Annotated in this window: 18 protein-coding genes; 9 read left to right on the top strand and 9 right to left on the bottom strand. The window is 56.4% G+C overall.

Annotated elements, in window-relative coordinates:
• Positions 1-154: 154 nt before the first annotated feature.
• The gene (locus tag BUC32_RS00825; RefSeq protein WP_073248419.1) at positions 155-910 is read left to right on the top strand and encodes a hydroxypyruvate isomerase family protein; all 756 of its coding nucleotides are present in this window, start codon (positions 155-157) and stop codon (positions 908-910) included.
• 18 nt (positions 911-928) lie between these two features.
• Here the strand turns inward: BUC32_RS00825 and polA are convergent, their stop codons facing one another.
• Complete coding sequence (gene polA, locus BUC32_RS00820; RefSeq protein ID WP_073248693.1) at positions 929-3,739, bottom strand: DNA polymerase I; 2,811 nt, start codon at positions 3,737-3,739, stop codon at positions 929-931.
• Between the two features lie 292 nt (positions 3,740-4,031).
• On the opposite strand from polA, the gene BUC32_RS00815 reads away from it, so the two are divergent.
• Both BUC32_RS00815 and BUC32_RS00810 read left to right on the top strand, forming a co-directional pair.
• Complete coding sequence (locus tag BUC32_RS00815; protein WP_073248415.1) at positions 4,032-5,087, top strand: saccharopine dehydrogenase; 1,056 nt, start codon at positions 4,032-4,034, stop codon at positions 5,085-5,087.
• Between the two features lie 13 nt (positions 5,088-5,100).
• Complete coding sequence (locus BUC32_RS00810) at positions 5,101-6,243, top strand: saccharopine dehydrogenase family protein (protein WP_073248413.1); 1,143 nt, start codon at positions 5,101-5,103, stop codon at positions 6,241-6,243.
• Positions 6,244-6,314: 71 nt separating this feature from the next.
• Here BUC32_RS00810 and BUC32_RS00805 read toward each other — a convergent pair whose 3' ends face one another.
• Positions 6,315-6,641, bottom strand: a complete 327-nt coding sequence (locus BUC32_RS00805) for a DUF3775 domain-containing protein (protein WP_073248407.1) — start codon at positions 6,639-6,641, stop codon at positions 6,315-6,317.
• A gap of 93 nt (positions 6,642-6,734) precedes the next feature.
• The gene (locus tag BUC32_RS00800; protein WP_073248405.1) at positions 6,735-7,106 is read right to left on the bottom strand and encodes a hypothetical protein; all 372 of its coding nucleotides are present in this window, start codon (positions 7,104-7,106) and stop codon (positions 6,735-6,737) included.
• 113 nt (positions 7,107-7,219) lie between these two features.
• Here BUC32_RS00800 and BUC32_RS00795 point away from each other — a divergent pair, with 113 nt between their 5' ends.
• Complete coding sequence (locus BUC32_RS00795; RefSeq protein WP_073248691.1) at positions 7,220-8,146, top strand: LysR family transcriptional regulator; 927 nt, start codon at positions 7,220-7,222, stop codon at positions 8,144-8,146.
• 4 nt (positions 8,147-8,150) lie between these two features.
• Here the strand turns inward: BUC32_RS00795 and BUC32_RS00790 are convergent, their stop codons facing one another.
• Together BUC32_RS00790 and mutL are read right to left on the bottom strand one after the other, a co-directional pair.
• The gene (locus BUC32_RS00790) at positions 8,151-9,302 is read right to left on the bottom strand and encodes a DNA recombination protein RmuC (protein ID WP_073248403.1); all 1,152 of its coding nucleotides are present in this window, start codon (positions 9,300-9,302) and stop codon (positions 8,151-8,153) included.
• Positions 9,299-11,158: a DNA mismatch repair endonuclease MutL gene (gene mutL / locus BUC32_RS00785; RefSeq protein ID WP_073248401.1), complete on the bottom strand. Its 1,860-nt coding sequence runs from the start codon at positions 11,156-11,158 to the stop codon at positions 9,299-9,301. The genes BUC32_RS00790 and mutL overlap by 4 nt, the downstream gene beginning before the upstream one ends.
• A 235-nt stretch (positions 11,159-11,393) precedes the next feature.
• Here mutL and BUC32_RS00780 point away from each other — a divergent pair, with 235 nt between their 5' ends.
• From BUC32_RS00780 to BUC32_RS00770, 3 genes are all read left to right on the top strand, one after another.
• Positions 11,394-11,606 (top strand): YgaP family membrane protein, encoded by a 213-nt coding sequence (locus tag BUC32_RS00780; protein ID WP_073248690.1) that lies wholly within the window; start codon positions 11,394-11,396, stop codon positions 11,604-11,606.
• A 24-nt stretch (positions 11,607-11,630) separates the two neighbouring features.
• A complete protein-coding gene (locus tag BUC32_RS00775; RefSeq protein ID WP_073248399.1) occupies positions 11,631-13,304 on the top strand; it encodes a bifunctional protein tyrosine phosphatase family protein/NAD(P)/FAD-dependent oxidoreductase in 1,674 nt (557 codons plus the stop codon).
• Positions 13,305-13,470: 166 nt separating this feature from the next.
• Entirely contained in the window at positions 13,471-15,222 is a 1,752-nt protein-coding gene (locus BUC32_RS00770; RefSeq protein ID WP_073248397.1) for a SulP family inorganic anion transporter, read from the top strand.
• 42 nt (positions 15,223-15,264) lie between these two features.
• Here BUC32_RS00770 and BUC32_RS00765 read toward each other — a convergent pair whose 3' ends face one another.
• Genes BUC32_RS00765 through BUC32_RS00750 form a run of 4 tightly spaced genes read right to left on the bottom strand, consistent with a single transcriptional unit; the run spans position 15,265 to position 19,181 of the window.
• Positions 15,265-16,191 carry a metal ABC transporter permease gene (locus BUC32_RS00765; protein ID WP_073248395.1) on the bottom strand — a complete coding sequence of 309 codons (927 nt, stop codon included), beginning with the start codon at positions 16,189-16,191 and terminating at the stop codon, positions 15,265-15,267.
• Positions 16,188-17,393 carry a metal ABC transporter permease gene (locus tag BUC32_RS00760; protein ID WP_073248393.1) on the bottom strand — a complete coding sequence of 402 codons (1,206 nt, stop codon included), beginning with the start codon at positions 17,391-17,393 and terminating at the stop codon, positions 16,188-16,190. The genes BUC32_RS00765 and BUC32_RS00760 overlap by 4 nt, the downstream gene beginning before the upstream one ends.
• Positions 17,394-17,399: 6 nt before the next feature.
• Positions 17,400-18,206: a metal ABC transporter ATP-binding protein gene (locus BUC32_RS00755; protein ID WP_073248391.1), complete on the bottom strand. Its 807-nt coding sequence runs from the start codon at positions 18,204-18,206 to the stop codon at positions 17,400-17,402.
• 12 nt (positions 18,207-18,218) lie between these two features.
• Entirely contained in the window at positions 18,219-19,181 is a 963-nt protein-coding gene (locus tag BUC32_RS00750) for a metal ABC transporter solute-binding protein, Zn/Mn family (protein WP_073248389.1), read from the bottom strand.
• A 188-nt stretch (positions 19,182-19,369) separates the two neighbouring features.
• Here BUC32_RS00750 and deoC point away from each other — a divergent pair, with 188 nt between their 5' ends.
• Both deoC and BUC32_RS00740 read left to right on the top strand, forming a co-directional pair.
• Positions 19,370-20,362, top strand: coding sequence for a deoxyribose-phosphate aldolase (gene deoC, locus BUC32_RS00745; protein WP_073248387.1), 993 nt, complete (start codon positions 19,370-19,372; stop codon positions 20,360-20,362).
• Between the two features lie 13 nt (positions 20,363-20,375).
• Positions 20,376-22,715 (top strand): aldehyde dehydrogenase family protein, encoded by a 2,340-nt coding sequence (locus tag BUC32_RS00740; protein ID WP_073248385.1) that lies wholly within the window; start codon positions 20,376-20,378, stop codon positions 22,713-22,715.
• The last annotated feature ends 18 nt before the right edge of the window (positions 22,716-22,733 follow it).

Here is a 22,733-nt window from a genome sequence, read left to right as displayed (position 1 = left end):
TGTCTTTGAAACAGGCGCTGTTCTGTTCTGTTTTCGACAGAATGTCGGTTTTGGCCCGTTCTACGCTTGGCACGGCAGCAGGAAGGGCCTCGTTCGCCAACGATGCCTTGACGTTGATTGGCGTCAGGTTTACAGGGACCCGAAAGGACTAAATATGCCAAAATTTGCAGCTAACATCAGTGTGCTTTTTACCGAGTTGCCGTTTCTGGATCGCTTCTCGGCTGCGAAGAAAGCTGGCTTTGATGCCGTCGAAATCCTGTTCCCTTATGACATTGCCGCAAGGGACATCCTCGGCTGTCTTCAGGCAACAGAGCAGGAGCTATTGTTGATCAACACCCCGCCGCCAAACTGGACGGGAGGCGATCGCGGTTTCGCTGCCATCCCTGGCGGGCAGGAACGGTTTCAACACGATTTCAGGCGGGCTTTGCGTTATGCGGGCGTTCTTGGTGCCAATATGATCCACGTCATGTCCGGGATTGCCGAGGGCACCGAAGCCCACGACACGATGATTGAAAACCTCAGATGGGCCACGGCTTTTGCGCCCAGCCAAAAACTGACAATTGAGCCGATCAACCAGGTTGATATGCCGGGATACTTCCTGAACGATTTTGGTCTTGCCGCTGGCATTCTGGACGAGGTTTCAGCCCCCAATCTGACCCTGCAATTTGATGCCTATCACGCGCATATGATCACCGGCGATATGAAAGCCGTCTGGGAGGCGCATGGCGCACGCGCGGGCCATATTCAAATTGCCGGTGCTCCGGGGCGCAATGAACCACACACTGGTCACGTCGACTATCCTGCGTTTTTCAACTTGCTGGATAAGGAAGGCTACCAAGGGTACGTCAGCGCCGAATACCACCCCGCCAGCATCACCACCGAAGGTTTGGACTGGGTAAACCACAGGTAACTTCAAAAGGTTGGGGCTCTAATGCGCCTCGGCCCAGTTTTGCCCTTGCCCCGCATCCACAATCAGCGGCACGTCCAGCTTGATCGCGGGTTCTGCAGCACCTTCCATGACCGCTCGTGCAACAGCGATGGTGTCGTCCACGGCACTGTCTTCAACCTCAAAGATCAGTTCGTCATGAACCTGCAAAAGCATCTTGGCAGGCAGGTCTTTGATCGCTTCGGGCATACGGATCATCGCGCGCCGTATGATGTCTGCTGCCGTACCCTGAATGGGTGCGTTGATCGCTGCGCGCGAGGCAAACCCAGCATGCGGTCCCTTGGCATTGATCTGTGGCATATGGATTTTGCGCCCGAACAACGTCTGCACATAGAGATGCTCTTTGGCAAAGGCTTTGGTGTCATCCATATAGGTGCGAATGCCGGGGAAGCGTTCGAAATACCGGTTGATGAAATCCTGCGCCTCGCCGCGTGGAATGCGCAGGTTACGCGCCAGACCAAAGCCTGAGATGCCATAGATCACCCCGAAATTGATCGCCTTAGCGCGGCTACGGACCTCGGGTGTCATCTCTTCCATCGGCACATCAAACATCTCGGATGCGGTCATGGCGTGAATGTCCTGCCCGTCGCGGAACGCTTGTTTCAATGCTTCTATGTCCGCGATATGCGCCAGAATGCGCAGTTCGACCTGACTATAGTCCAGCGAAATCAGCGTCTTGCCTGGCTCGGCGACAAAGGCCTCGCGAATGCGGCGCCCCTCTTCGCTGCGCACAGGAATGTTTTGCAGGTTGGGATCAGTGGACGCCAGACGCCCGGTGTTGGCCCCGGTCTGCACATACGATGTGTGCACGCGGCCCGTGTCAGGGTTGATGTGGTCTTGCAGCGCATCGGTATAGGTTGACTTCAGCTTGGACAATTGCCGCCAGTCCAGCACCCTGGCGGGCAGATCGTTTTCGGTCGCAAGATCTTCCAGAACATCAGCACCCGTCGAGTACTTCCCGTTTTTGCCACGCTTGCCACCCTCAAGACCCATCTTGTCAAACAGGATTTCTCCCAACTGGGCCGGGCTGCCGACGTTAAAGTTTTCTCCGGCCAGGTCATGAATTTCGGCTTCAAGCCCAGCCATCTTCTGGGCAAAGGCATTGGACATCCGGCTTAGCGTATCGCGATCCACCTTAACCCCATGCATCTCCATCTCGGCCAAAACCGGCGACAAAGGACGCTCAAGCGTTTCATAAACTGTGGTCACCTGCTGTTGGTGCAATTGTGGTTTGAATTTCTGCCACAGGCGCAGGGTGATGTCGGCATCTTCGGCGGCATATTTCACCGCATCCTCAATCGGCACCCGGTCAAAGGTGATCGCCGATTTGCCGGTGCCCAACAGCGTCTTGATCGAAATCGGTTGGTGCGACAGATAGAGTTCTGACAGAGCGTCCATGCCATGTCGGTTCAATCCGGCCTGTAACGCGTAGGACATCAGCATCGTGTCATCAATCGGCGCGACACTCACCCCGTAGCGTTTGAGAATCTTGCAGTCATATTTTGCATTTTGAAAGATTTTCAGGACAGACGCGTCTTCCAGCACCGGCTTCAGAACTTCCAGCACCTCGTCAACGCTCATCTGCCCTTCGGCCATTTCTTCGCTACCGAACAGGTCATCCGCGGCGCCCTTTTTATGGGCGACAGGAATGTAACAGGCCTCTCCCGGCTCGATCGACAGGCACACGCCCACCAGATCGACAACCATGTCGTCCAGACCGGTGGTTTCGGTATCCACTGCCACATACCCTTTGGCGACAGCCCTAGCTGCCCAATCCTCAAGCCGCGCGCGGTCCTTGACCCACTCATAAGCCTCTGGATCAAACGGCTTGTCCTCGGGCGCGTCCGCCGCGGCACCATCCGCCGCCTTGGCGGGCGCATCCGCAATCACCGGGGCCTCAACCCCGATTTGATCGGCGATCCGTTTGGACAGGGTGCGGAACTCCATCTCGGCCAGAAACGTCATCAAAGCTTCTGGTTCGGGGTCTTTGACCTCAAGGTCTTCCAGCGTGAAATCAAGTGGCGTGTTTTCGTCCAGCTGGACCAGCTTTTTCGACAGTTCGATCTGCGCACGGTTGTCGATCAACGTCTGGCGGCGTTTGGGTTGTTTGATCTCTGTCGCACGATCCAGAAGCGTCTCCAGATCACCATATTCATTGATCAATAGGGCGGCGGTTTTGATCCCAATCCCCGGCGCACCCGGTACGTTGTCCACGCTATCTCCGGCCAAGGCCTGCACATCGACCACACGTTCGGGGCCGACGCCAAACTTTTCATGCACGCCGTCCACATCGATGCGACGGTTTTTCATCGCATCCAGCATTTCAACGCCGCCACCGACCAACTGCATCATGTCTTTGTCGGACGAGATGATCGTGCAACGTCCGCCCGCCTCGCGGGCCTGAACCGCCAGTGTGGCGATGATGTCATCGGCCTCCCAGCCCTCCATTTCCTTGCAGGCAATGTTGAACGCCCTGGTCGCCTCTCGGGTCAGCGGCATCTGCGGGCGCAAATCTTCGGGCATCGCCTCACGGTTGGCCTTGTAAAGGTCATACATGTCGTTGCGAAACGTGTGGCTGCCCTTGTCAAATATCACAGCAACATGTGTCGGTGCATCCGCGCCTGTGTTGCCCTCAACATAGCGGTGCAGCATGTTGCAAAATCCGGCCACGGCGCCAATTGGCAGGCCATCGGATTTGCGTGTCAGCGGAGGCAGCGCGTGATAGGCGCGAAAGATAAAGGCCGATCCATCAATCAGATGCAGATGGCACCCTTTGCCAAACCCGGTTTCCATGTCGCGCATCTCCCGTTTCGTTTCAACTGTTGTGCCACGCGGCGCACGGCGGTTCCACCCGGAAACCGCGCCTTTGGGGGCCAAAACTCCTAAGCTGGCGTTTTGTACAAAACGGAGATTCAGCTCTGAGAAGTTGTACAAAACGGTCAAATCGCATTTTATTACCGACCACGCCCGACTTTGGAAATGGCGAGGGCTTTGCCTGCGACCTTTCAGAGACCCGCGCACCTCGTCTCTTGTCTTTCGCTCAACACGGTGCTTTATCAGTCGCCGATCAGCGAGGAGAGTTGCCATGACACATCTTTGGGTACGCGCCGAACAACGCCCGAACGAAGAGCGCGTGGGCCTGACGCCCGATGGCGCGAAACAGCTGATTGCCAAAGGCATTCGCGTCACCGTCGAAGAAAGCTCTGTCCGGGCCATTCCCATTGACGGATACCGCGATGCCGGATGTGACATTGCGCGTGAAAATACCTGGCCCGAAGCGCCGCAGGACGCGATCATTTTTGGCCTCAAAGAATTACCGGAAGATGGCACACCGCTGCCCCACAAACACATTATGTTTGGTCATGCCTTCAAAGGGCAACACTCTGGAATCGCTCTCTTAAAGCGCTTCAAAGAGGGCGGCGGCACTCTTTATGATCTTGAGTATCTCGTGGGTGACACCGGTCGCCGCGTCGCAGCCTTTGGCTATTGGGCAGGATATGCTGGTGCAGCTGTCACTCTAAAGGCATGGATCGCACAGCAGCATGGGCGCCTTTGCGGACCTGTTGGCGTTTACAGCAACAAAGACGCCCTTTTGGATGATCTTGGGGCCGAACTCGACGTACCCGGTATCGAAATGCCAAACGCCATCGTCATTGGAGCGCTTGGCCGCGTTGGAACAGGTGCCGCTGATCTTTTGGAAACCCTTGGCATAGATGTGACCAAATGGGATATGGCTGAGACTGCGACAGGCGGCCCTTTCCCGGAAATTCTGCAACACGACATCTTTATGAGCTGCATCTTCGCCCGTCCCGGCACGCCTGTCTTTGTGCCAGTAGACGCCAAAACGGCCTCGCGGAAACTGACGGCCATCGGGGACGTGGCTTGCGATCCCGACAGCGATTACAACCCGGTGCCTGTCTATGACAAAGCCACCACCTGGGACGCCCCGGCATTGCGCGTGCACGACGATCCGGTGCTGGATGTCATGGCCATTGATAACCTGCCGTCGATGCTGCCGGTCGAATCTTCGCAAGACTACGCAGAGCAGCTATTGGCAACTCTGCTGAAACTTGACGATCTTTCCGACGGCGTCTGGACCCGTGCCGAAGCTGATTTCACGAAACATTCCAAAGACCTGTAAGAGGGGAAAAGATATGACAATTCACTGGTGTGGTACTGGCCTTTCGGCTATTCCCGGCCTTCGCCGACTGCTGGATGCGGGCCACAAGATCACAGTCTGGAACCGAACAATCGAAAAGGCGCAGGAAGCAGTGGGCGATCTGACCACGGATATCCATGCCTTTGACATCGACGCTCTTGATGCAGTGTTGGAAAGCGGCGACATTGTCGTTTCCATGTTGCCCGGAGACTGGCATGTCCCCTTGGCTGAGTTGTGTATTTCCAAGAAGGCCAACTTTGTCAGTTCCTCTTACATTGCGCCGGAAATGAAGGCTTTGGACGACAAAGCACGCGCAGCAGGTGTCACGCTGGTCAATGAAATGGGTCTCGATCCCGGCATCGATCACTTGATGGCGCACGCGCTGGTCGCCGATTACAAAGCCTCGGATGCCTATGACATGAACAACACGATCTCGTTCATTGGGTACTGTGGCGGCATTCCTAAGAACCCGAATCCTTTCCGTTATAAATTCAGCTGGTCGCCGCTTGGTGTTCTGAAAGCGCTGCGCTCGCCGTCACGGTCCATCCGCAATCACGCCCCTTTAGATGTGGCCCGCCCATGGGACGCGATCTCGAGCTATATCGCGCCGCTACCAACACCAGAAAGCTTTGAGGTCTATCCCAACCGCGATTCAATCCCCTTCATGGAGGACTACAAGTTCGATCCGGACTGGACCGTCAAAGAATTCGTCCGCGGCACGTTGCGCCTGAACGGCTGGGCTGAGGCCTGGGACGCAGTGTTCAAGGAAATTGAGACGCTGGAAGGCCCCGAAGGCGAAGCTCGGCTGAAAGAAATGTCCGATCAGTTCTGGGATGAAAACGCCTATGACGAAGGCGAGCCGGATCGGGTTGTTCTTTGTGTGGGTCTCAAGGCCGAACGGGACGGTAAGGAAGTCTGGCACAAGACTTATGTGATGGATGCCTGGGGTGACGAGCGCGGTACGGCCATGGCGCGCCTTGTGTCGATCCCTGTGTCGCTTGCGATCGAAGCTGTGATGAAACGTCAGATCCCTGCGGGTGTTCACGCGGCGCCAAGCGATCCCAAGTTGTTCAATGCCTGGCTGGAAGACGTGGGCATTTTGGCGCAACATTTGCAAGTCGTGGACCACACGGCCTGATCCGTGCAGTCCTACGAATGCCAAAGGCCGCAGAGGTTTCTGCGGCCTTTTATTTTACATGTGCAGCGCGATTACCCGCGACGCATCAATTCGTCTTCTTCATCCGTCAGTGAAATGCCCAATTCGCCCATTCCGTTTTCCAAATGATCTGAAAGATGTGGCGATCCAAGCAGATAGTCAGCGGTTGGTGCAGTGGCTTCGGCTTTGGCAGTGGCGATCGCTTCGGCCAGCTCATCGCGCATAAAACTTTCGCGGCCAATCCACATGACGGCGACGAGGCTGGCCTGTTCATCTTCATTTAGGTTGTCGATAAAACCGCGCAGCTCACCTTCCGCGCGGTCCAATTCGCGGGACATGAGCACGACTTGCGCAACCTTCCAAGGCGAAATTTCAAGCATTTGCTGACTCCAATTGTCCTGTTCGGTTCTATCTCACAGACAACTATGCACCCCGTCCTTGATCTTGCGCAACTTCAAAAACTGCTAACTGGTTTAGGTTTCTCGGCTTGAAGTGATGAATATCCAGGCAAAAAGCAGCATCGATGCAATGGCTGCAATCGATCCAAGTTTGGCCAGTGTCTCACTAGTTTCCCTAATCGCCATGACAATGCCTGGCACCATCAAGACGACTCCTACCACAGCGATGGCCAAGTGGATTTTTGCAATCATCTTTTCCGCCGCCGATGGAACAAGATGATAATAAATCCCGAATATTGCAAAACCCACATACCCAATCAGGTTCAGATGAGCGTGCGCCGGTGACAACAGATGATCGCCGCTAGCAGACATCTGAATACCCCAAGCCATACCTACGATCGCACAGACAAGTGCCAGTCCAAAAAACGCTTTTGAAATTCCACGCATTGTTTCCTCCGTCCCTTTTGAAATCCCCAGCGTTCGCTCCGGGGTGTGCTCAGAGAATGACGGGTCTTAGTTCATCTTCAAAACAAATACCTTTCATGGTAATGATTTATGTTATGAATTTATTATCTTTTGACCTGAACCTTCTCAGAGTGCTCAGTGCCCTGCTGGCGGAACACTCGACGACCCGAGCCGGCGAAAAGATTGGTCTCTCACAATCTGCGGTCTCAGCCGCGCTGAACAGGTTGCGGCATGCCTTGAATGATCCGCTGTTTGTCAGGCAAGGTCAGCGCCTGGTGCCAACCGACTTTGCCCGCACATTAGAGCGCCCACTTGAAAAAATCCTTGGCGACCTTCAACAGGCGCTTTCAGGATCTGACAGATTTGATCCATATCAGTCGGACACCAGCTTTAAGGTATCCGGGTCAGATTTCTTTGCTACCCTCCTGATGCCCCAACTGGCTGAAGTATTTGCTCGCAAGGCCCCGCTGATGCGCATCCAGCAGGTCGACCTTGTCCCAGAAAGTTACGTCGGGATTCTGGAAAACGCGGCGATTGATCTAGCTCTGATCCCAAAGATCGCGTTTCCGTCATGGATTGGCTATCAGCCCTTGTTTCGGTCGCGCTTTGTGGTGATTGCACGAAAGGGCCACCCGCAACTTGGGGGCAACGGGCTTGCACCGGGGTCCAAGGTGGATATGGATTTGTTCTGCAGTCTCGGCCATGTTCTGTTTTCAACTGAAGGAAACCTGCATGGGTTAGGAGATGCCGCCCTCGCCAAAGTTGGGAGAAGCCGACGTGTGGTGATGTCATTGCCGGCCTTTTCAGGGGTCACAAATGCCGTAGCCCATAGCGACCTCATTGCGCTGGTGGCCCACCAATATGCTGATTATGTTGCAGAACTCCTTGGGTTGGATATGTTTGAAGCGCCGATGCCGGTGCCCGAGCCGGAACTATGCATGATCTGGCACGAGCGCAGCACAAACAATCCGGCCCATCGTTGGCTGCGCCAGCAGGTCTCGCAGGTTCTTGCAAATTTCTGAGAGGTTAGACCTCGGGCTTGGTCAGAGGCACAACCTTGTCATCGTCCGAGGCCAGTTCCTCAAAGTCAAAGTTGTCCAGACGACGCGCACGACGCCCAGCTTTGTCGGCACTGATCTTGATGTCCGAGATGTCCTTGGCCGCCTGACCAAAGTGCCGGTCCAGGTTTTCAACCCGCGTGCCCAGTCGTTCAACGTCTGTATACAACAACCCAAGTTCGCGACGAATAGCACCGGCTTGTTCGCGCATACGGGCGTCTTTTAGGATCGCGCGCATGGTGTTCAACGTTGCCATGCAGGTGGTGGGCGACACGATCCAAACTTTTGCCGAAAACCCTTCGCGCACAAGCTCCGGGAAATTGGCATGCAGCTCAGCGTAAACCGCTTCAGACGGTAGGAACATCAGCGCCCCATCGGCAGTTTCGCCCTCAAGGATGTATTTTTCCGAGATTGCCTTGATATGTGTTCGCACAGACGTGCGCAGCATCCGCGCCGCTTCGTTCAACTGGCTTTGCGTCTTGGCATTGCGCAACGCCTCATAGGCTTCCAAAGGAAATTTGGAATCGATCACAATTGGCCCCGGAGGGTTCGGCAGATAGATCAGACAGTCGGCCCGCTTACCATTCGAGAGCGTATGTTGCAGAGCATAGGAATCTTTGGGCAGCGCTTTGCCCACGATGTCATTCAGCTGAATTTCCCCAAACGCACCGCGGGTCTGTTTGTTCGACAGAATATCCTGCAACGACAGAACATCGCCCGACAGTTTGGTGATATTTTCCTGTGCCTTGTCGATGGTCTTGAGCCGTTCTTGCAACTCTCCCAAGGAATGCGCGGTGCGCCGGGACGAGCCTTGCAGGTTTTCAGTCATATTCTCGCTGACCTGCGCCAGCCTTTTTTCCATCAGTTGCAACATGCTGGTTTGTGACGCAGCCTGTGCCTCGGACACATGAGTGAGCCCGCCCGTAAGTTGCTGTTGCCCGTCCGACAACATCTGTACCCGCGCCGAGATCGCGCCCATCTGTTGTGCCATGGGTTCGGCCAACTGCGCCGAGCGTCCTGCAGCGCGCACCGTCATGATCAGCAAAACAATCACAATCACGGCAATTCCCAACCCGACAAGCTCGGGCAATTCCAGAACATAGTCTCCAACCGTAATCATGTTCGCCCAAACAACCTTTCGATATCCGCAAGCTTAAGCTCCACATAGGTGGGGCGTCCGTGGTTGCATTGACCGGAATGTGGGGTTGCCTCCATCTCGCGCAACAGGGCGTTCATTTCGTCCGCCTGCATGCGTCGCCCCGACCGGATCGACCCGTGACAGGCCACACGGCTGAGGATTGCCTCAATGCGGGCCTGCACCATGTGGCTTTCGCCCTGATCGTCCAGCTCATCCAGAATATCGAGCACCATGGCCCGGGCATTAACCTCGCCCAGAATGGCCGGGGTTTCGCGCACGGCAACCGCGCCACCACCAAACGGTTCCAACGTTAGGCCCAGTTTGGTCAGGTCATCAGCCACAGCCAAAAGCCGTGCGCAATCACCATCAGACAATTCCACGATTTCGGGGATCAGCAGGGCCTGCGCAGCCACGCCGTTTTCCGCCATCTGCGCTTTCAGTTTTTCATAGACCAGCCGCTCATGGGCCGCGTGCTGATCGACAATCACCATACCATCTGCGGTCTGTGCGACGATGTAATTCTCATGCACCTGCGCGCGCGCTGCGCCTAATGGATGGCTTTCCAGCGGTTTTTCCGCCTCGGACGCCTCAACCACTTCGACCCGCGCGCTCATCGCCATCGGGCTTTCGCCAAATCCCGGCGTTTCCATCTGGGCGGACTGCGGCGCCTGCATCTGATAACCTGCGGCACGCGCGCCCAAAGACGGTCGATCCATTTGATAGACCCGCCCCGTTGGTTCAGGCCGAAACGCACCTAATGTCGCCCCTGCCACCGTGGTCGACGCCCGATGCCCAGCTTCAGCCAACGCATGACGCAAAGCACTCACAATCAACCCGCGCGCCAACCCCGGATCACGAAACCGAACTTCGGACTTGGCCGGGTGCACGTTCACATCGACAAGATGCGGATCACATTCGATGAACAGGGCCGCCGCAGGGTGACGATCCCGGCTGAGGAAATCGAAATAGGCGCCACGCAGTGCGCCGACCAGAAGTTTGTCTTTCACCGGGCGGCCGTTCACGAACAGATACTGCGCCACGGCCGAGCCGCGGGAATAGGTTGGCAGTGCGGCATAGCCCGTCAGATGCAACCCCTCACGGGTGGCATCGATGCGCAAGGCATTGTCGGCAAACTCCGCCCCCAGAATGCGCGCCAATCTGCCATGTAACGCATCGAACAAGTCCCCGCTTTCAGGATCAGCCCGAAACGTAACCCGCCCCTCACCACCGTTGGTCAGATCGCGCAAGGTGAACCCGACAAACGGCTCTGCCATGGCCAGTCGCTTGACCACATCGGTGATCGCCTGCGCTTCGGCGCGATCCGTGCGCATGAATTTTAGCCGTGCAGGTGTGGCGTAGAACAAATCCCGCAGTTCTACGATCGTGCCGCCGCCCAAGGCAGCCGGCTTAACCGCACTCATCTGCCCGCCTTCGACGGTGATCGAAGCCGCATCATGTCCCTGCGCACGCGATGTAATCTTGAGCCGACCAACCGCCCCCAAAGACGGGAGGGCCTCGCCCCGGAACCCGAATGTATGAATATCCAAGAGATCAGACCCATCAATCTTGGACGTCGCATGACGAGAAAGAGCCAGAGGCAAATCATCGGCTGCTATGCCGCAACCATCGTCCGTCACCCGGATCAGCGTCTTGCCACCAACACCATAAGAGACTTCGATCCGCCCCGCACCTGCATCCAAAGCATTCTCGACAAGTTCTTTAACCGCCGAGGCCGGACGCTCTACGACTTCACCCGCCGCAATCCGATTGATTGCCGCATCATCCAACTGTCGAATAACAGGGGATTTTTCGCTTATGTTGGGGTCAGGTCGCATCATACCGCAAAACCTAGCACGCTTGCCGCCGATTCTGCCACACGCATTCTGGCACCAAAGTGCTGCCAGACACCAACTGCACACAGGGCGAAACCTGCGCGCGCTCTGTGCGCTCATTCAGATCAGAACCAAAGCAACAGGCACCCTGCGACAAGGCGCGCGCACTGCGTCTCTTCATTTCATTCAGATATTGGAATATAATACCAAGTATTACAAACCCACAATTCTGGAGACCAAAATGACCAAGAACGTCGGCAAAATTGATCGGCTACTGCGCATCCTTCTTGGAGCAGCCTTGTTCCTGTGGCCCTTCGTCACGGACTATGCCCTTTGGGACAGTGCAATCTTGAAATATGGTGCTATGGCCGTAGGCATCATTCTCGTGGCCACTTCGGCCATGAAGTTCTGCCCTCTCTACCGGCTGGTTGGCATGTCTACCTGCCGCCGCTAACGCAAAAGCCAAGGATAAGCACCGATGGAAGCCCGTAAGATCAATGACCAGATTTCGGTCTCGCCGCAAATCAGCCCCGACGACGTCAAGGCTATCGCAGAAATGGGCTTCCGTTCAATCATATGCAACCGTCCTGATGGCGAAGCTGCAGATCAGCCAACCTTTGAGGAAATCGAAGCCGAAGCCCGTGCATCCGGCCTCGAATGTCGCAACTTGCCAATTATTTCCGGCAAGGTTCAAGATTCTGACTCTGAGGCTTTTGGCCAGGCTTTGATGGAACTGCCGGGACCGGTTTTCGCTTATTGCCGCACCGGAACCCGTTCGGCGACCCTGTGGTCGCTGAGCCAATCCAAAACGCTTGAGCCTGCGGACATTCTGGCCGCAACCAAGGCTGCAGGTTACGACATGGCTGGCGTCATCCGCCGCATTGTAAATGGTGGCAAGACCCCGACCGATACAGCAGATGCCGCTTTTGATGTGGTGATTGTCGGGGGTGGCGCAGCCGGAATTGCGGTGGCGTCGTCGCTACGCGCACGCAAACCGGGTCTGGACATTGCCATCATCGACCCAGCGGACATCCACTATTACCAACCCGGTTGGACCATGGTTGGTGGCGGCATTTTCGATGCCGAAACCACCGCGAAAACCATGGGATCGCTGATCCCCAAGGGTGTTCACTGGGTGAAATCTGCGGTCGCCGCCTTTGAGCCCAAAGACAACGCTGTGGTTCTGGATGGGTGCCGGGTGGTGAAATACAACCGCCTGATCGTCTGCCCCGGCCTGAAACTCGACTGGCACAAGGTCGAAGGGTTGGTCGAAACTCTGGGCAAAAACGGCGTCACTTCAAACTACCGCTATGACCTCGCGCCCTACACATGGGAGTTGGTCAAAGGCCTCAAACGGGGACGCGCGTTGTTCACACAACCACCTATGCCGATCAAATGCGCAGGCGCGCCGCAAAAGGCCCTCTATTTGTCCGGTAGCAATTGGGAGCGCATGGGGGTTCTGAAAGACGTCGACATCCAGTTCATGAACGCTGCAGGTGTCTTGTTTGGCGTGAAAGATTATGTGCCTGCGTTGATGGAATATGTCGAACGCTACGATGCTGATCTCAATTTCTTTCACAACCTGATTTCTGTGGACGGCCCGGCCAAACAGGCGACATTTGAGGTCTCAAAACCCGACACCGAAAAAACCACTGTCACTGTCGATTTTGACATGATGCATGTCTGCCCACCACAAACAGCACCCGACTTTATCCGGGTGTCACCCCTGGCGGATGCCGCCGGGTGGATCGACGTTGACCAATCAACATTGCGCCACAAGGAGTTCGACAACATCTGGAGCCTTGGCGATGTGATGAATGCTCCCAACGCCAAAACGGCGGCGGCGGCCCGCGTTCAGGCACCCGTTGTGGCGGAAAATCTGATCGACGACATCGAAGGCAATTCCCCGACCGCGATCTACAATGGCTATGGGTCCTGCCCTCTGACGGTTGAACGTGGCAAGATTGTGCTGGCTGAGTTCGGATATGGCGGCACCTTGTTGCCCAGCTTTCCGAAATGGCTGGTCGATGGCACCAAACCCACACGCCGCGCCTGGATTCTCAAGGAACAAATCCTACCGCCGGTGTATTGGAAGGCCATGCTTCGCGGCAAAGAGTGGCTCGCCAAGCCGGAAAAGGTCTCGGCACGTTAAGCCTGCGCCCGCCAGACACCTGCAGAAACCGCTGACTGAGGCAGACTTTTTTGCCCCTCAGACTGTGCGCGTTTCAGATGGGTGATGATGCGGGGTATTTTTGCCCTTCACTTATTCAGTATTTGGAATATATAAGAAGACACCACCTTGACCACACAGGATTCTCATGACCCTTCTGCCTCTCAAACGCGCCCAACTCGAGCGTCACCTGCCGATCCTGCAATGGTCCAAAACTTATAGCCGGGATACGCTCACATCGGACCTCGTGGCCGCCGTGATTGTGACCATCATGCTCATCCCGCAATCACTGGCCTACGCGCTATTGGCCGGGCTGCCAGCCGAGATGGGGCTTTATGCGTCGATCCTGCCATTGGTGGCCTATGCGATTTTTGGCACCTCGCGGGCATTGGCTGTCGGGCCGGTTGCTGTTGTCTCTCTGATGACCGCAGCTGCGGTGGGCAATCTGGCATTGCAAGGCACCGAAGAATACATCGCGGCGGCCATCACATTGGCCTTTATCTCTGGCCTGATCCTGACGGTTATGGGATTGTTCCGATTGGGTTTTTTGGCAAACTTCCTGTCACACCCAGTCATCGCAGGATTTATCACCGCCTCGGGTATTCTGATTGCAACCTCCCAGATCAAACACATCCTTGGCGTTGACGCGCACGGTCACAATCTGATTGCTTTGGTGACCTCCTTGATCGCCCACCTGAATGAAACCAACCTCATCACCTTTGTGATCGGAGTGGCCGGCGTTGGGTTCCTGTTCTGGGTGCGTAAAGGGCTGAAGCCATTGTTGTTGTCGACCGGCATGCCCCCCCGATTGGCCGATATCCTTGCCAAGGCTGGCCCGGTTGCCGCGGTCGCCCTGACCACACTGGTTGTATGGATGTTTCAGCTGCAAACCAAAGGTGTAAAGATCGTCGGAGAGGTTCCGGTGGGCCTGCCCCCCCTGTCGTTGCCCAGTTTCTCTGCTGACCTATGGTCATCTCTTTTTGTGTCGGCTTTGCTGATTTCCGTCATCGGGTTCGTAGAATCCGTTTCGGTCGCACAAACCCTTGCTGCCAAAAAACGCCAACGCATCGTCCCGGATCAGGAACTCGTAGGCTTAGGCACCTCCAACATCGCCGCAGCCTTGTCCGGAGGTTACTCGGTCACGGGTGGGTTTGCCCGATCCGTCGTGAACTTTGACGCAGGCGCTGAAACCCCTGCTGCAGGTGCCTTCACAGCCATTGGGATCGCCTTTGCGGCCCTCTTGCTCACGCCACTGTTGTTCTTTCTTCCCAAAGCCACGCTGGCTGCCACCATCATCGTCGCAGTTCTTAATCTGGTCGATTTCTCGATCCTTCGCAAAACATGGACCTACTCCAAAGTTGATTTTTCTGCGGTGTCCGCAACCATCTTTCTGACGCTTGGATTTGGCGTCGAAGTCGGTGTTTCTGCCGGTGTGCTGCTGTCCTTAGGCCTGTTCCTTTACAAAACCTCCCGCCCACATGTGGCCGAGGTCGGTCTGGTTCCAGGCACGCAGCATTTTCGCAATATCCTGCGCCATAAGGTCGAAACCCATCCCAGCCTTGTGTCGTTGCGCATTGATGAAAGCCTCTATTTTGCCAACGCCCACTTTCTCGAGGATTACCTTCTCGAGCGTGTGAATGGTGACACCCCTATCAGCCATGTTGTGCTGATGTGTTCGGCGGTAAATGAGATCGACATGAGTGCGTTGGAAAGCCTTGAAGAGATCAACCATCGTCTGCACGAGGTGGGCATCACCCTGCACCTGTCTGAGGTCAAGGGACCGGTCATGGACCGTCTGAAACGCAGTCATTTCCTCGATAATCTGACTGGCGAGGTGTTTCTTGCGCAATACGATGCCATGGTCAAACTGACCCCCGATACGGTCCGTGCCACGTCCTGATATTCATTATTTCGGGCATACTCCCGCCCGAGGCGAAATTCCCTATACCGCCGGGGCTCCAGTCCGCTTGCGGCAAGGTCCAAACAAAGCCGCAAGCGCCAAAATCAGTCCAGACACCGTGGCAATCATCCCAGCCGCACTCACGGCATTTTCAGCCCCAAGCCATTGTGGCCCATAGCCCGCAATGAAATACCCCAGAATGGCCGACATGAGCGCAAAGATGACGCTCCAGACAATCTGCACTTCCAACCGATTGGTCATCAGACGCGCCCCCGCAGGGGGGCAAATGAACATGGCGATCACGATGATCGATCCAACCGCATCAAAGGCTGCGACCGCAGCAATCGCAGCGATAACAACAAGAGCGAGCCCAAGAACGCCTGTGCGCATCCCCAACGTGCGTGCAAACCCTTCGTCAAAAGTCGATAGTTTTAAAGGGCGCCAGAACAACCAGACAAAACACACGACCACAATCAAAGTAAGGCCCATGCGGATCAATTCATTTGGCAGTCCCGCCAACGCTGCAGGATCCCACAGGCTTTGCCATCCAACCGCATCCAGCCAGATCAGGCTCTCCAGATTGCCGTAAAGCGCGTGCTCGACATCCAGATGCACGGTCGAGGTGTCGGACTGTTCCAACAGCAACACACCGCCAGCGAACATCGAGGTAAATGTCACGCCCATGGCGGCACCGGGCTCAATACGGCCCAACCGGCGAATGGCCTCGATCAGCCCAACCGCAACCACTGCCGCGACGGCTGCACCAATCATCATCGGCCAGGTTGACACGGTGCCCGTCACCAGAAAAGCCACCACAATGCCCGGCAGAACCACATGGCTGATCGCGTCCCCAATCAGGGCTTGTTTACGCAACACGAGAAAGTTTCCCGGCAAGGCACAGGCGACGGCCGCAAACATGCCAATCAACAACGGCGTCAGCGACAGGGGGACAAACTCTTCACCGCTCATGCCACCACTCCTTGTGGTCCACCAATACGGCGGTCAACTTCACCAATCTGGTCTTCGGTCAGCACGGTTTCAATCTCGCGAAGCCCATCGTAAAGGGCCGCAGCCCCTTCAAAGGCCTGATCCGTTCGCACCACTTCCCAACGTTTTTCATCCCGCAAAGCCTTGGCCGCGCGGGCGCGCCCGGTCTCGGTCGGCACACCGTCCGCCCGTGCCAGCCCAGCGTGTAGCAACAGGCGCAGTGTCAGCTTTTCATAAATCGGCTGACCTTGGGCCAGAGCCAGTAGACCCTGCCGCATATGAACGCGGTGCTGAAACTTCAAGTGACGCAACACCGCCGCAAGAACGCCGCGTGTGGGTGCAAAAAACAGGGAAACCGCAAAGATCGCAAAGCTGACCAGTACGATGATCGGGCCGGTTGGAACCGAAGGTGCTGCGGCAGAAAGGGCGGCCCCGACATAGCCAGACACGCCCCCGGTGATCCCAGCCAGTAATGTGACCCGGTCGGTTCGGTCCGTCCAGAACCGAGCCGACACCGGCGGGATAATCAGCATGGCAACGATCAGGATCAAGCCGACAATTTTCAGTCCCACAACGGTCACAGCCATCGCCAGCGCCATGATCGTGAGGTCAATCCGCGTCACATTCATCCCATTGGCGGCGGCAAATTCTGGATCAAAAGCCACCAACCCCATAGGGCGGCGCAACACCAAAACCACAGCCAAAGTCAGCGCACCACCTACTGCAATGACGACCGCATCACTCCATAGCATTCCGGCGGTAGAGCCCAGCAAGAACCCTTCCAACCCGGCCTGTCGCCCCGAGGACATCGATTGGATCACGGTCAACAGCACAATGCCAAAGCCAAAAAACACAGACAGCACAGACCCGATGGCAGCATCTTCTGCAAGACGTGTTTGACGGGTGAGCCAGCTTACGCACAACAGGCCAAAGCCCGCAGACAGGGCGGACCCCAGCAGCAACCCAATCAGATTGCGCCCATCACCGCCCAGCGACACCATGACGATAAAGGCCAATGCCACACCGGGCAGCGTGGCATGGCTGATCGCGTCGCTGACCAGCGAGCGTTTGCGCAGGAAAAGAAATGTGCCGGTCACCCCAGCTGCGATACCTAAGAAACAGGCACCGATCGTCACCAACGTGGCATTATAGCCAAGCTGGAGGAAAATGGCTTCCCAAAGCATTTGGTATCACCCCGTCACCAGATCCAGCTGGTCGATCTGGCCGGTTGCCAGACGTCCACCATAGGTCTTGTTGAGGTTTTCTGCGGTAAAGACTTCGGCCACAGTACCTTCGGCGATTTTGCTGGTGTTGATCATGAACACCCGGTCAAAATACTCGGGCACTGTCGCCAGATCGTGATGCACGGCGACAACGGTTTTGCCTTCTTCACGTAGGCCCTTGAGCACCGCAATAATGGCCTTTTCTGTCGCTGCATCGACACCCGCAAAAGGTTCATCCAACAAGTAAAGGTCCGCGCCTTGCGCCAGAGCACGCGCAAGAAACACGCGTTGTTGTTGGCCACCGGACAGCTGTCCGATTTGTCGATCAGAAAAGTCGGTCATACCGACGCGTTCCAGACAGGCCATAGCCTTGTCCAGATGCGGTTGTCGAACGCGTTTCAGCAATCCCAACTCGCGATAAAGCCCCATCAGGACGACATCAATGACGCGGGTCGGAAAATCCCAATCCACACTGGCGCGCTGCGGCACATAGGCGATGCGATGCCGTTGTCCCGGCAAGGGCTGACCAAAAACCATGGTCTGACCCGACAGCGGCTTTACAATGCCAAGAGCGGCCTTGAGCAAGGTAGATTTACCGGCGCCGTTGGGTCCGACAATGGCCGTCATGGACCCTTCGGCGACAGTCATGTCGACCGAGAACACCACCGGTTTTTGTCCGTAAGATACGGTCATGCCGCGCACGGCCAGAGGGGCATTCTCAACCTTGTCCGCGACGGGGGGCAGCCCCTGATTTGCGACTAGTTCAACGGTCATACCCGTTACTCCTCAAAACCCGGCGGACAATTTGCCCGTCAGCCCGTGCGCAGGGGTTTGCCCGCCCAGCGCATTGGCGATGACCGTTACGTTGTGATCGATCATGCCGGGATATGTGCCTTCATAGGTGCCGTCAGCCCCCATAGCGTCAGAAAACAGCTCCCCACCGATAATGACATTGTGGCCTTGTGCCGCAGCCCCTTCGCCAAGCGCGCGAATACTACGGTCAGAAACCGAACTTTCGACAAAGACCGCACCGATTTTGCGCTCCACCAAAACATTCACCAACTCGCTGATCCGGTTAAGGCCGGCTTCGGATTGGGTTGAAATACCCTGAATGCCAAGCACCTCAAAACCGTATTCACGGCCAAAATAGCCAAAGGCATCATGGGCCGTGACCAACACGCGTTTTTCTTGCGGAACTGTCGATAGCGCAGACTTGCCATAAGCCTGCAATCCTTTCAACTCTTGCAGAAAGGTGTCGGCATTTGTCGCAAAGGCTTCGGCCATGTCCGGGCGGGCCTCGCTCATCACATCACGAATGCGCAGCGCGCAGTGGGCCCAGATTTCAGGAACCATCCAAACATGTGGGTCAAATTTGTCCGCATAGGAGGGATGAACCCTGAGAGTGCCACTTGGAATTGTCTCTGTGACAGCGCGCACCGGCACACGTTTTTCCAGCTTGTGCAGAAACTCCTGCATCTGGGCTTCAAGATAAAGTCCGTGCCACAGCACCAAATCTGCCCGTGTCATGGCCACAATGTCAGACCGGGTCTGGCGGTATGAGTGCGGATCGATCCCGGGACCCATCAAGGCTTTGACCTGAACAAAGTCACCGCCAATACGTCGCGCCGTGTCCGCGATCATACCCGTGGTCGCCACAATTGTCAGTTTATCCAATGCCCAAACAGGCGTTGCCGCAACTGCAGCCCCAGCCATTCCGGTCAACAATACGTCGCGACGGGTGAGTCGCATTGGATTACTCCTATCAATCTTACCAAATGAATATGAGAGCCATTCGCAACTAAGTCAATGCAATTGAGAACAATTCTCAATTCATTTTTGACCAAAAGGACAAATTATCACCCCTTAACCCTACGCCGCTTCTTGAAATGCCCTGCTTTGCATGACACGGTAAGGTCTGATTTGAACAGGGATGAGACATGCACAGCCCGACAACCACCCCAACGGACCATCAGTTGCCGCAAGCCATTGAGCCCCGCAATCCGGGAATGGAGCTTGATCTGGACTGGGTGCGACGCGCCCAAGCCAATACATCGGCCATTGAACGTCGCGCCAAATCGCTGCCTGGCCGACGGTCTGTCAAAAAAGATTATCAAGCCGCGTGGTTGCTCAAGGCGATCACCTGTATGGACCTGACCACACTGTCCGGCGACGACACCGAGGGCCGTGTGCGCCGTCTGTGCGCCAAAGCCCGCCAGCCGGTGCGTGCGGAACTGCTGGAGCAACTGGGCATGCCCGACATCACCACCGGGGCGATCTGCGTCTATCACGACATGATTTCCACGGCAGTGGATGCGCTTGACGGGTCAGGCATTCCTGTCGCCGCCGTGTCGACCGGATTTCCCGCGGGCCTCTCTCCGTTTCACCTTCGCGTTGAAGAAATCCGTGAAGGTGTCAAAGCTGGCGCGGACGAGATTGATATCGTAATCACCCGCCGCCACGTGCTGCAAGGCAACTGGCAGGCGTTGTATGACGAAATGCGCGCCTTTCGTGAGGCCTGTGGTGACGCCCACGTCAAAGCTATTCTGGCCACAGGTGAACTCGGGACTTTGCGCAATGTGGCGCGTGCGTCGCTGGTTTGCATGATGGCCGGGGCCGACTTCATCAAGACATCCACCGGCAAGGAAAGCGTCAATGCCACCCTGCCCGTCAGCCTTGTGATGGTCCGCGCCATTCGCGACTATTATGACCGCACCGGATACCGCGTCGGCTATAAACCCGCGGGCGGTATTTCCAAGGCCAAGGATGCGGTGACATATCTGTCGCTGATGAAAGACGAACTTGGCGACCGCTGGCTGCAACCCGATTTGTTCCGCTTTGGCGCTTCCTCGCTCTTGGGCGACATCGAACGCCAGCTTGAGCACCACGTCACCGGCGCCTATTCCGCCACTTACCGCCACGCTTTGGCCTGACAGGACGAACCTCATGACCGTCAAAGAGATTTTCGAGACCATGGATTACGGCCCCGCCCCCGAAGGTGCCGGCGACGCATTGGCGTGGATTGTCGATCAGGGCGCGCGTTTCGGCCACTTTATCAATGGCAAATTCACCGATCCCACGGATGAGTTCACCAGCAGCAATCCGGCCAATGGCGAAATCCTCGCCAAATTGTCCCAAGCAGGTCAGGACGATGTGAACGCCGCTGTTACCGCCGCACGCAAGGCCCAGGGAAAATGGGAAGGTCTTGGTGGGCATACCCGCGCCAAATACCTTTACGCAATAGCCCGTCTGGTTCAGAAACACGCCCGCCTTTTTGCCGTTCTGGAGACCTTGGATAACGGCAAGCCAATCCGTGAAAGCCGCGACATCGATATTCCGCTGGTGCACCGTCACTTCTACTATCACGCGGGTATGGCCCAGCTGATGGATGCTGAGATGCCGGATCGCGAAGCGCTGGGTGTCTGTGGCCAGATCATCCCGTGGAATTTTCCGCTCTTGATGCTGGCATGGAAAGTCGCGCCAGCGCTGGCGATGGGCAACACGGTTGTTCTGAAGCCTGCGGAATACACATCGCTCACCGCCTTGTTGTTTGCCGACATCTGCCAGCAGGCTGGCCTGCCGCAAGGCGTTGTGAACATCGTGACTGGCGATGGCACTACGGGCGAAATGATTGTCGCCCACGAGGATATCAACAAGATCGCCTTTACCGGCTCAACCGATGTGGGCCGCCGCATTCGTGAGGCTACCGCCGGGTCAGGAAAATCCCTGACTCTCGAACTGGGCGGCAAATCGCCCTACATCGTCTTTGACGATGCCGACATTGACAGCGCCGTCGAAGGGCTGGTCGATGCGATCTGGTTCAATCAAGGTCAGGTTTGCTGTGCTGGCTCGCGCCTTTTGGTACAAGAAGGCATCGCAGATCGTTTCCACACCAAGCTCAAGGCCCGCATGGATGGCCTGCGTCTGGGCAACCCTCTGGACAAATGCATCGACGTGGGTGCCGTGGTCGATCCGGTGCAGCTCAAAACCATTGCTGAAATGGTCGACGCCAATAACGAAGGTGAAACCTATCGCGCCAATGTCGAAATGCCGGTTGAGGGCTGTTTTTATCCGCCAACATTGATCACTGGGCTGGCCCCGTCATCACGCCTGATGCAGGAAGAGATTTTTGGCCCCGTGCTGGTCTCCACAACCTTCCGCACACCGGCCGAGGCTGTGCAACTGGCCAACAACACCCGCTATGGATTGGCCGCCAGCCTGTGGACAGAAAACGTCAACCTTGCGCTTGATATCGCGCCACAACTGGTGGCTGGTGTAGTCTGGGTCAATGCAACCAATCTGTTTGATGCTGCCGCCGGATTTGGCGGAATGCGTGAAAGCGGCTTTGGTCGCGAAGGTGGCTGGGAAGGCCTTGGCGCCTATACCAAGCCCAAAGGCAACACCAAACCATTGGCTCCGGTTGCCGCCTTCAAAGGTGACAAGGGGCCGGGTGATCCGCTGGATCGCACGCCAAAACTCTACATCGGCGGCAAACAGGCCCGCCCCGACGGAGGCTATTCCAACAATATCTACGGCAAGAACGGCGCGCTGTTGGGCCAGTCTCCGATTGCCAACCGCAAGGACATTCGCAATGCCGTTGAAGCTGCTCACGCCGCCAAAGGGTGGTCCAAAACCACGGGCCACCTTCGGGCGCAAATCCTATACTACATCGCCGAAAATCTCTCGGCACGCGGCGATGAATTCGCATCGCGCGTCAATGCGCTGACAGGTGCGCGCAACGGTCGCAAAGAAGTCGATGCCTCGATTGCCCGTCTATTTTCGGCCGCCGCATGGGCCGACAAATTCGACGGTCAGGCCCACAACGTGCCGATCCGTGGCGTGGCTCTGGCGATGCGCGAACCGGTTGGAGTGATTGGTGCGCTCTGCCCGGATGAAACCCCACTGCTGGGCCTAATCTCAGTGATGGCTCCGGCCATCGCGATGGGCAACCGCGTGATCCTTGGCGCCTCGCAACCATTCCCCCTGGCCGCTACCGACTTCTATCAAGTGCTGGACACATCAGACGTCCCCGCCGGAGTGGTGAACATCCTGACCGGAAATCACGCTGATCTGGCCCCCACATTGGCAAGCCATCTGGACATCGACGCGGTCTGGAGTTTTTCTTCGACCGATCTTTCGGCCGAGATTGAACGCGCCAGTGCCGGAAACCTGAAACGCACATGGGTGAACAATGCCAAGGCCTGTGACTGGCAGGACGATCATAGCCGCATGTTCCTTGAAGCCTCCACAGAGGTGAAAAACATCTGGGTTCCCTACGGCGAATAACAAAACGGGCGGCCTTTC

It is taken from the genome of Shimia gijangensis, assembly GCF_900142085.1.
GTDB lineage: Bacteria > Pseudomonadota > Alphaproteobacteria > Rhodobacterales > Rhodobacteraceae > Shimia > Shimia gijangensis.
The sequence above is the reverse complement of the archived record's forward strand: the minus strand, read 5'-3'. Positions and strand labels throughout refer to the sequence as shown.

Coding starts and splice junctions, on each gene's coding strand:
- BUC32_RS00790 (WP_073248403.1), bottom strand. CDS start 9,302: ATGATTACGGTTGGAGACTATGTTCTGGAATTGCCCGAGCTTGTCGGG.
- BUC32_RS00775 (WP_073248399.1), top strand. CDS start 11,631: ATGGAAGCCCGTAAGATCAATGACCAGATTTCGGTCTCGCCGCAAATC.
- BUC32_RS00810 (WP_073248413.1), top strand. CDS start 5,101: ATGACAATTCACTGGTGTGGTACTGGCCTTTCGGCTATTCCCGGCCTT.
- mutL (WP_073248401.1), bottom strand. CDS start 11,158: ATGATGCGACCTGACCCCAACATAAGCGAAAAATCCCCTGTTATTCGA.
- BUC32_RS00750 (WP_073248389.1), bottom strand. CDS start 19,181: ATGCGACTCACCCGTCGCGACGTATTGTTGACCGGAATGGCTGGGGCT.
- BUC32_RS00815 (WP_073248415.1), top strand. CDS start 4,032: ATGACACATCTTTGGGTACGCGCCGAACAACGCCCGAACGAAGAGCGC.
- BUC32_RS00800 (WP_073248405.1), bottom strand. CDS start 7,106: ATGCGTGGAATTTCAAAAGCGTTTTTTGGACTGGCACTTGTCTGTGCG.
- BUC32_RS00770 (WP_073248397.1), top strand. CDS start 13,471: ATGACCCTTCTGCCTCTCAAACGCGCCCAACTCGAGCGTCACCTGCCG.
- BUC32_RS00795 (WP_073248691.1), top strand. CDS start 7,220: ATGAATTTATTATCTTTTGACCTGAACCTTCTCAGAGTGCTCAGTGCC.
- BUC32_RS00760 (WP_073248393.1), bottom strand. CDS start 17,393: ATGCTTTGGGAAGCCATTTTCCTCCAGCTTGGCTATAATGCCACGTTG.
- BUC32_RS00805 (WP_073248407.1), bottom strand. CDS start 6,641: ATGCTTGAAATTTCGCCTTGGAAGGTTGCGCAAGTCGTGCTCATGTCC.
- BUC32_RS00825 (WP_073248419.1), top strand. CDS start 155: ATGCCAAAATTTGCAGCTAACATCAGTGTGCTTTTTACCGAGTTGCCG.
- BUC32_RS00765 (WP_073248395.1), bottom strand. CDS start 16,191: ATGAGCGGTGAAGAGTTTGTCCCCCTGTCGCTGACGCCGTTGTTGATT.
- BUC32_RS00755 (WP_073248391.1), bottom strand. CDS start 18,206: ATGACCGTTGAACTAGTCGCAAATCAGGGGCTGCCCCCCGTCGCGGAC.
- polA (WP_073248693.1), bottom strand. CDS start 3,739: ATGGAAACCGGGTTTGGCAAAGGGTGCCATCTGCATCTGATTGATGGA.
- BUC32_RS00740 (WP_073248385.1), top strand. CDS start 20,376: ATGACCGTCAAAGAGATTTTCGAGACCATGGATTACGGCCCCGCCCCC.
- BUC32_RS00780 (WP_073248690.1), top strand. CDS start 11,394: ATGACCAAGAACGTCGGCAAAATTGATCGGCTACTGCGCATCCTTCTT.
- deoC (WP_073248387.1), top strand. CDS start 19,370: ATGCACAGCCCGACAACCACCCCAACGGACCATCAGTTGCCGCAAGCC.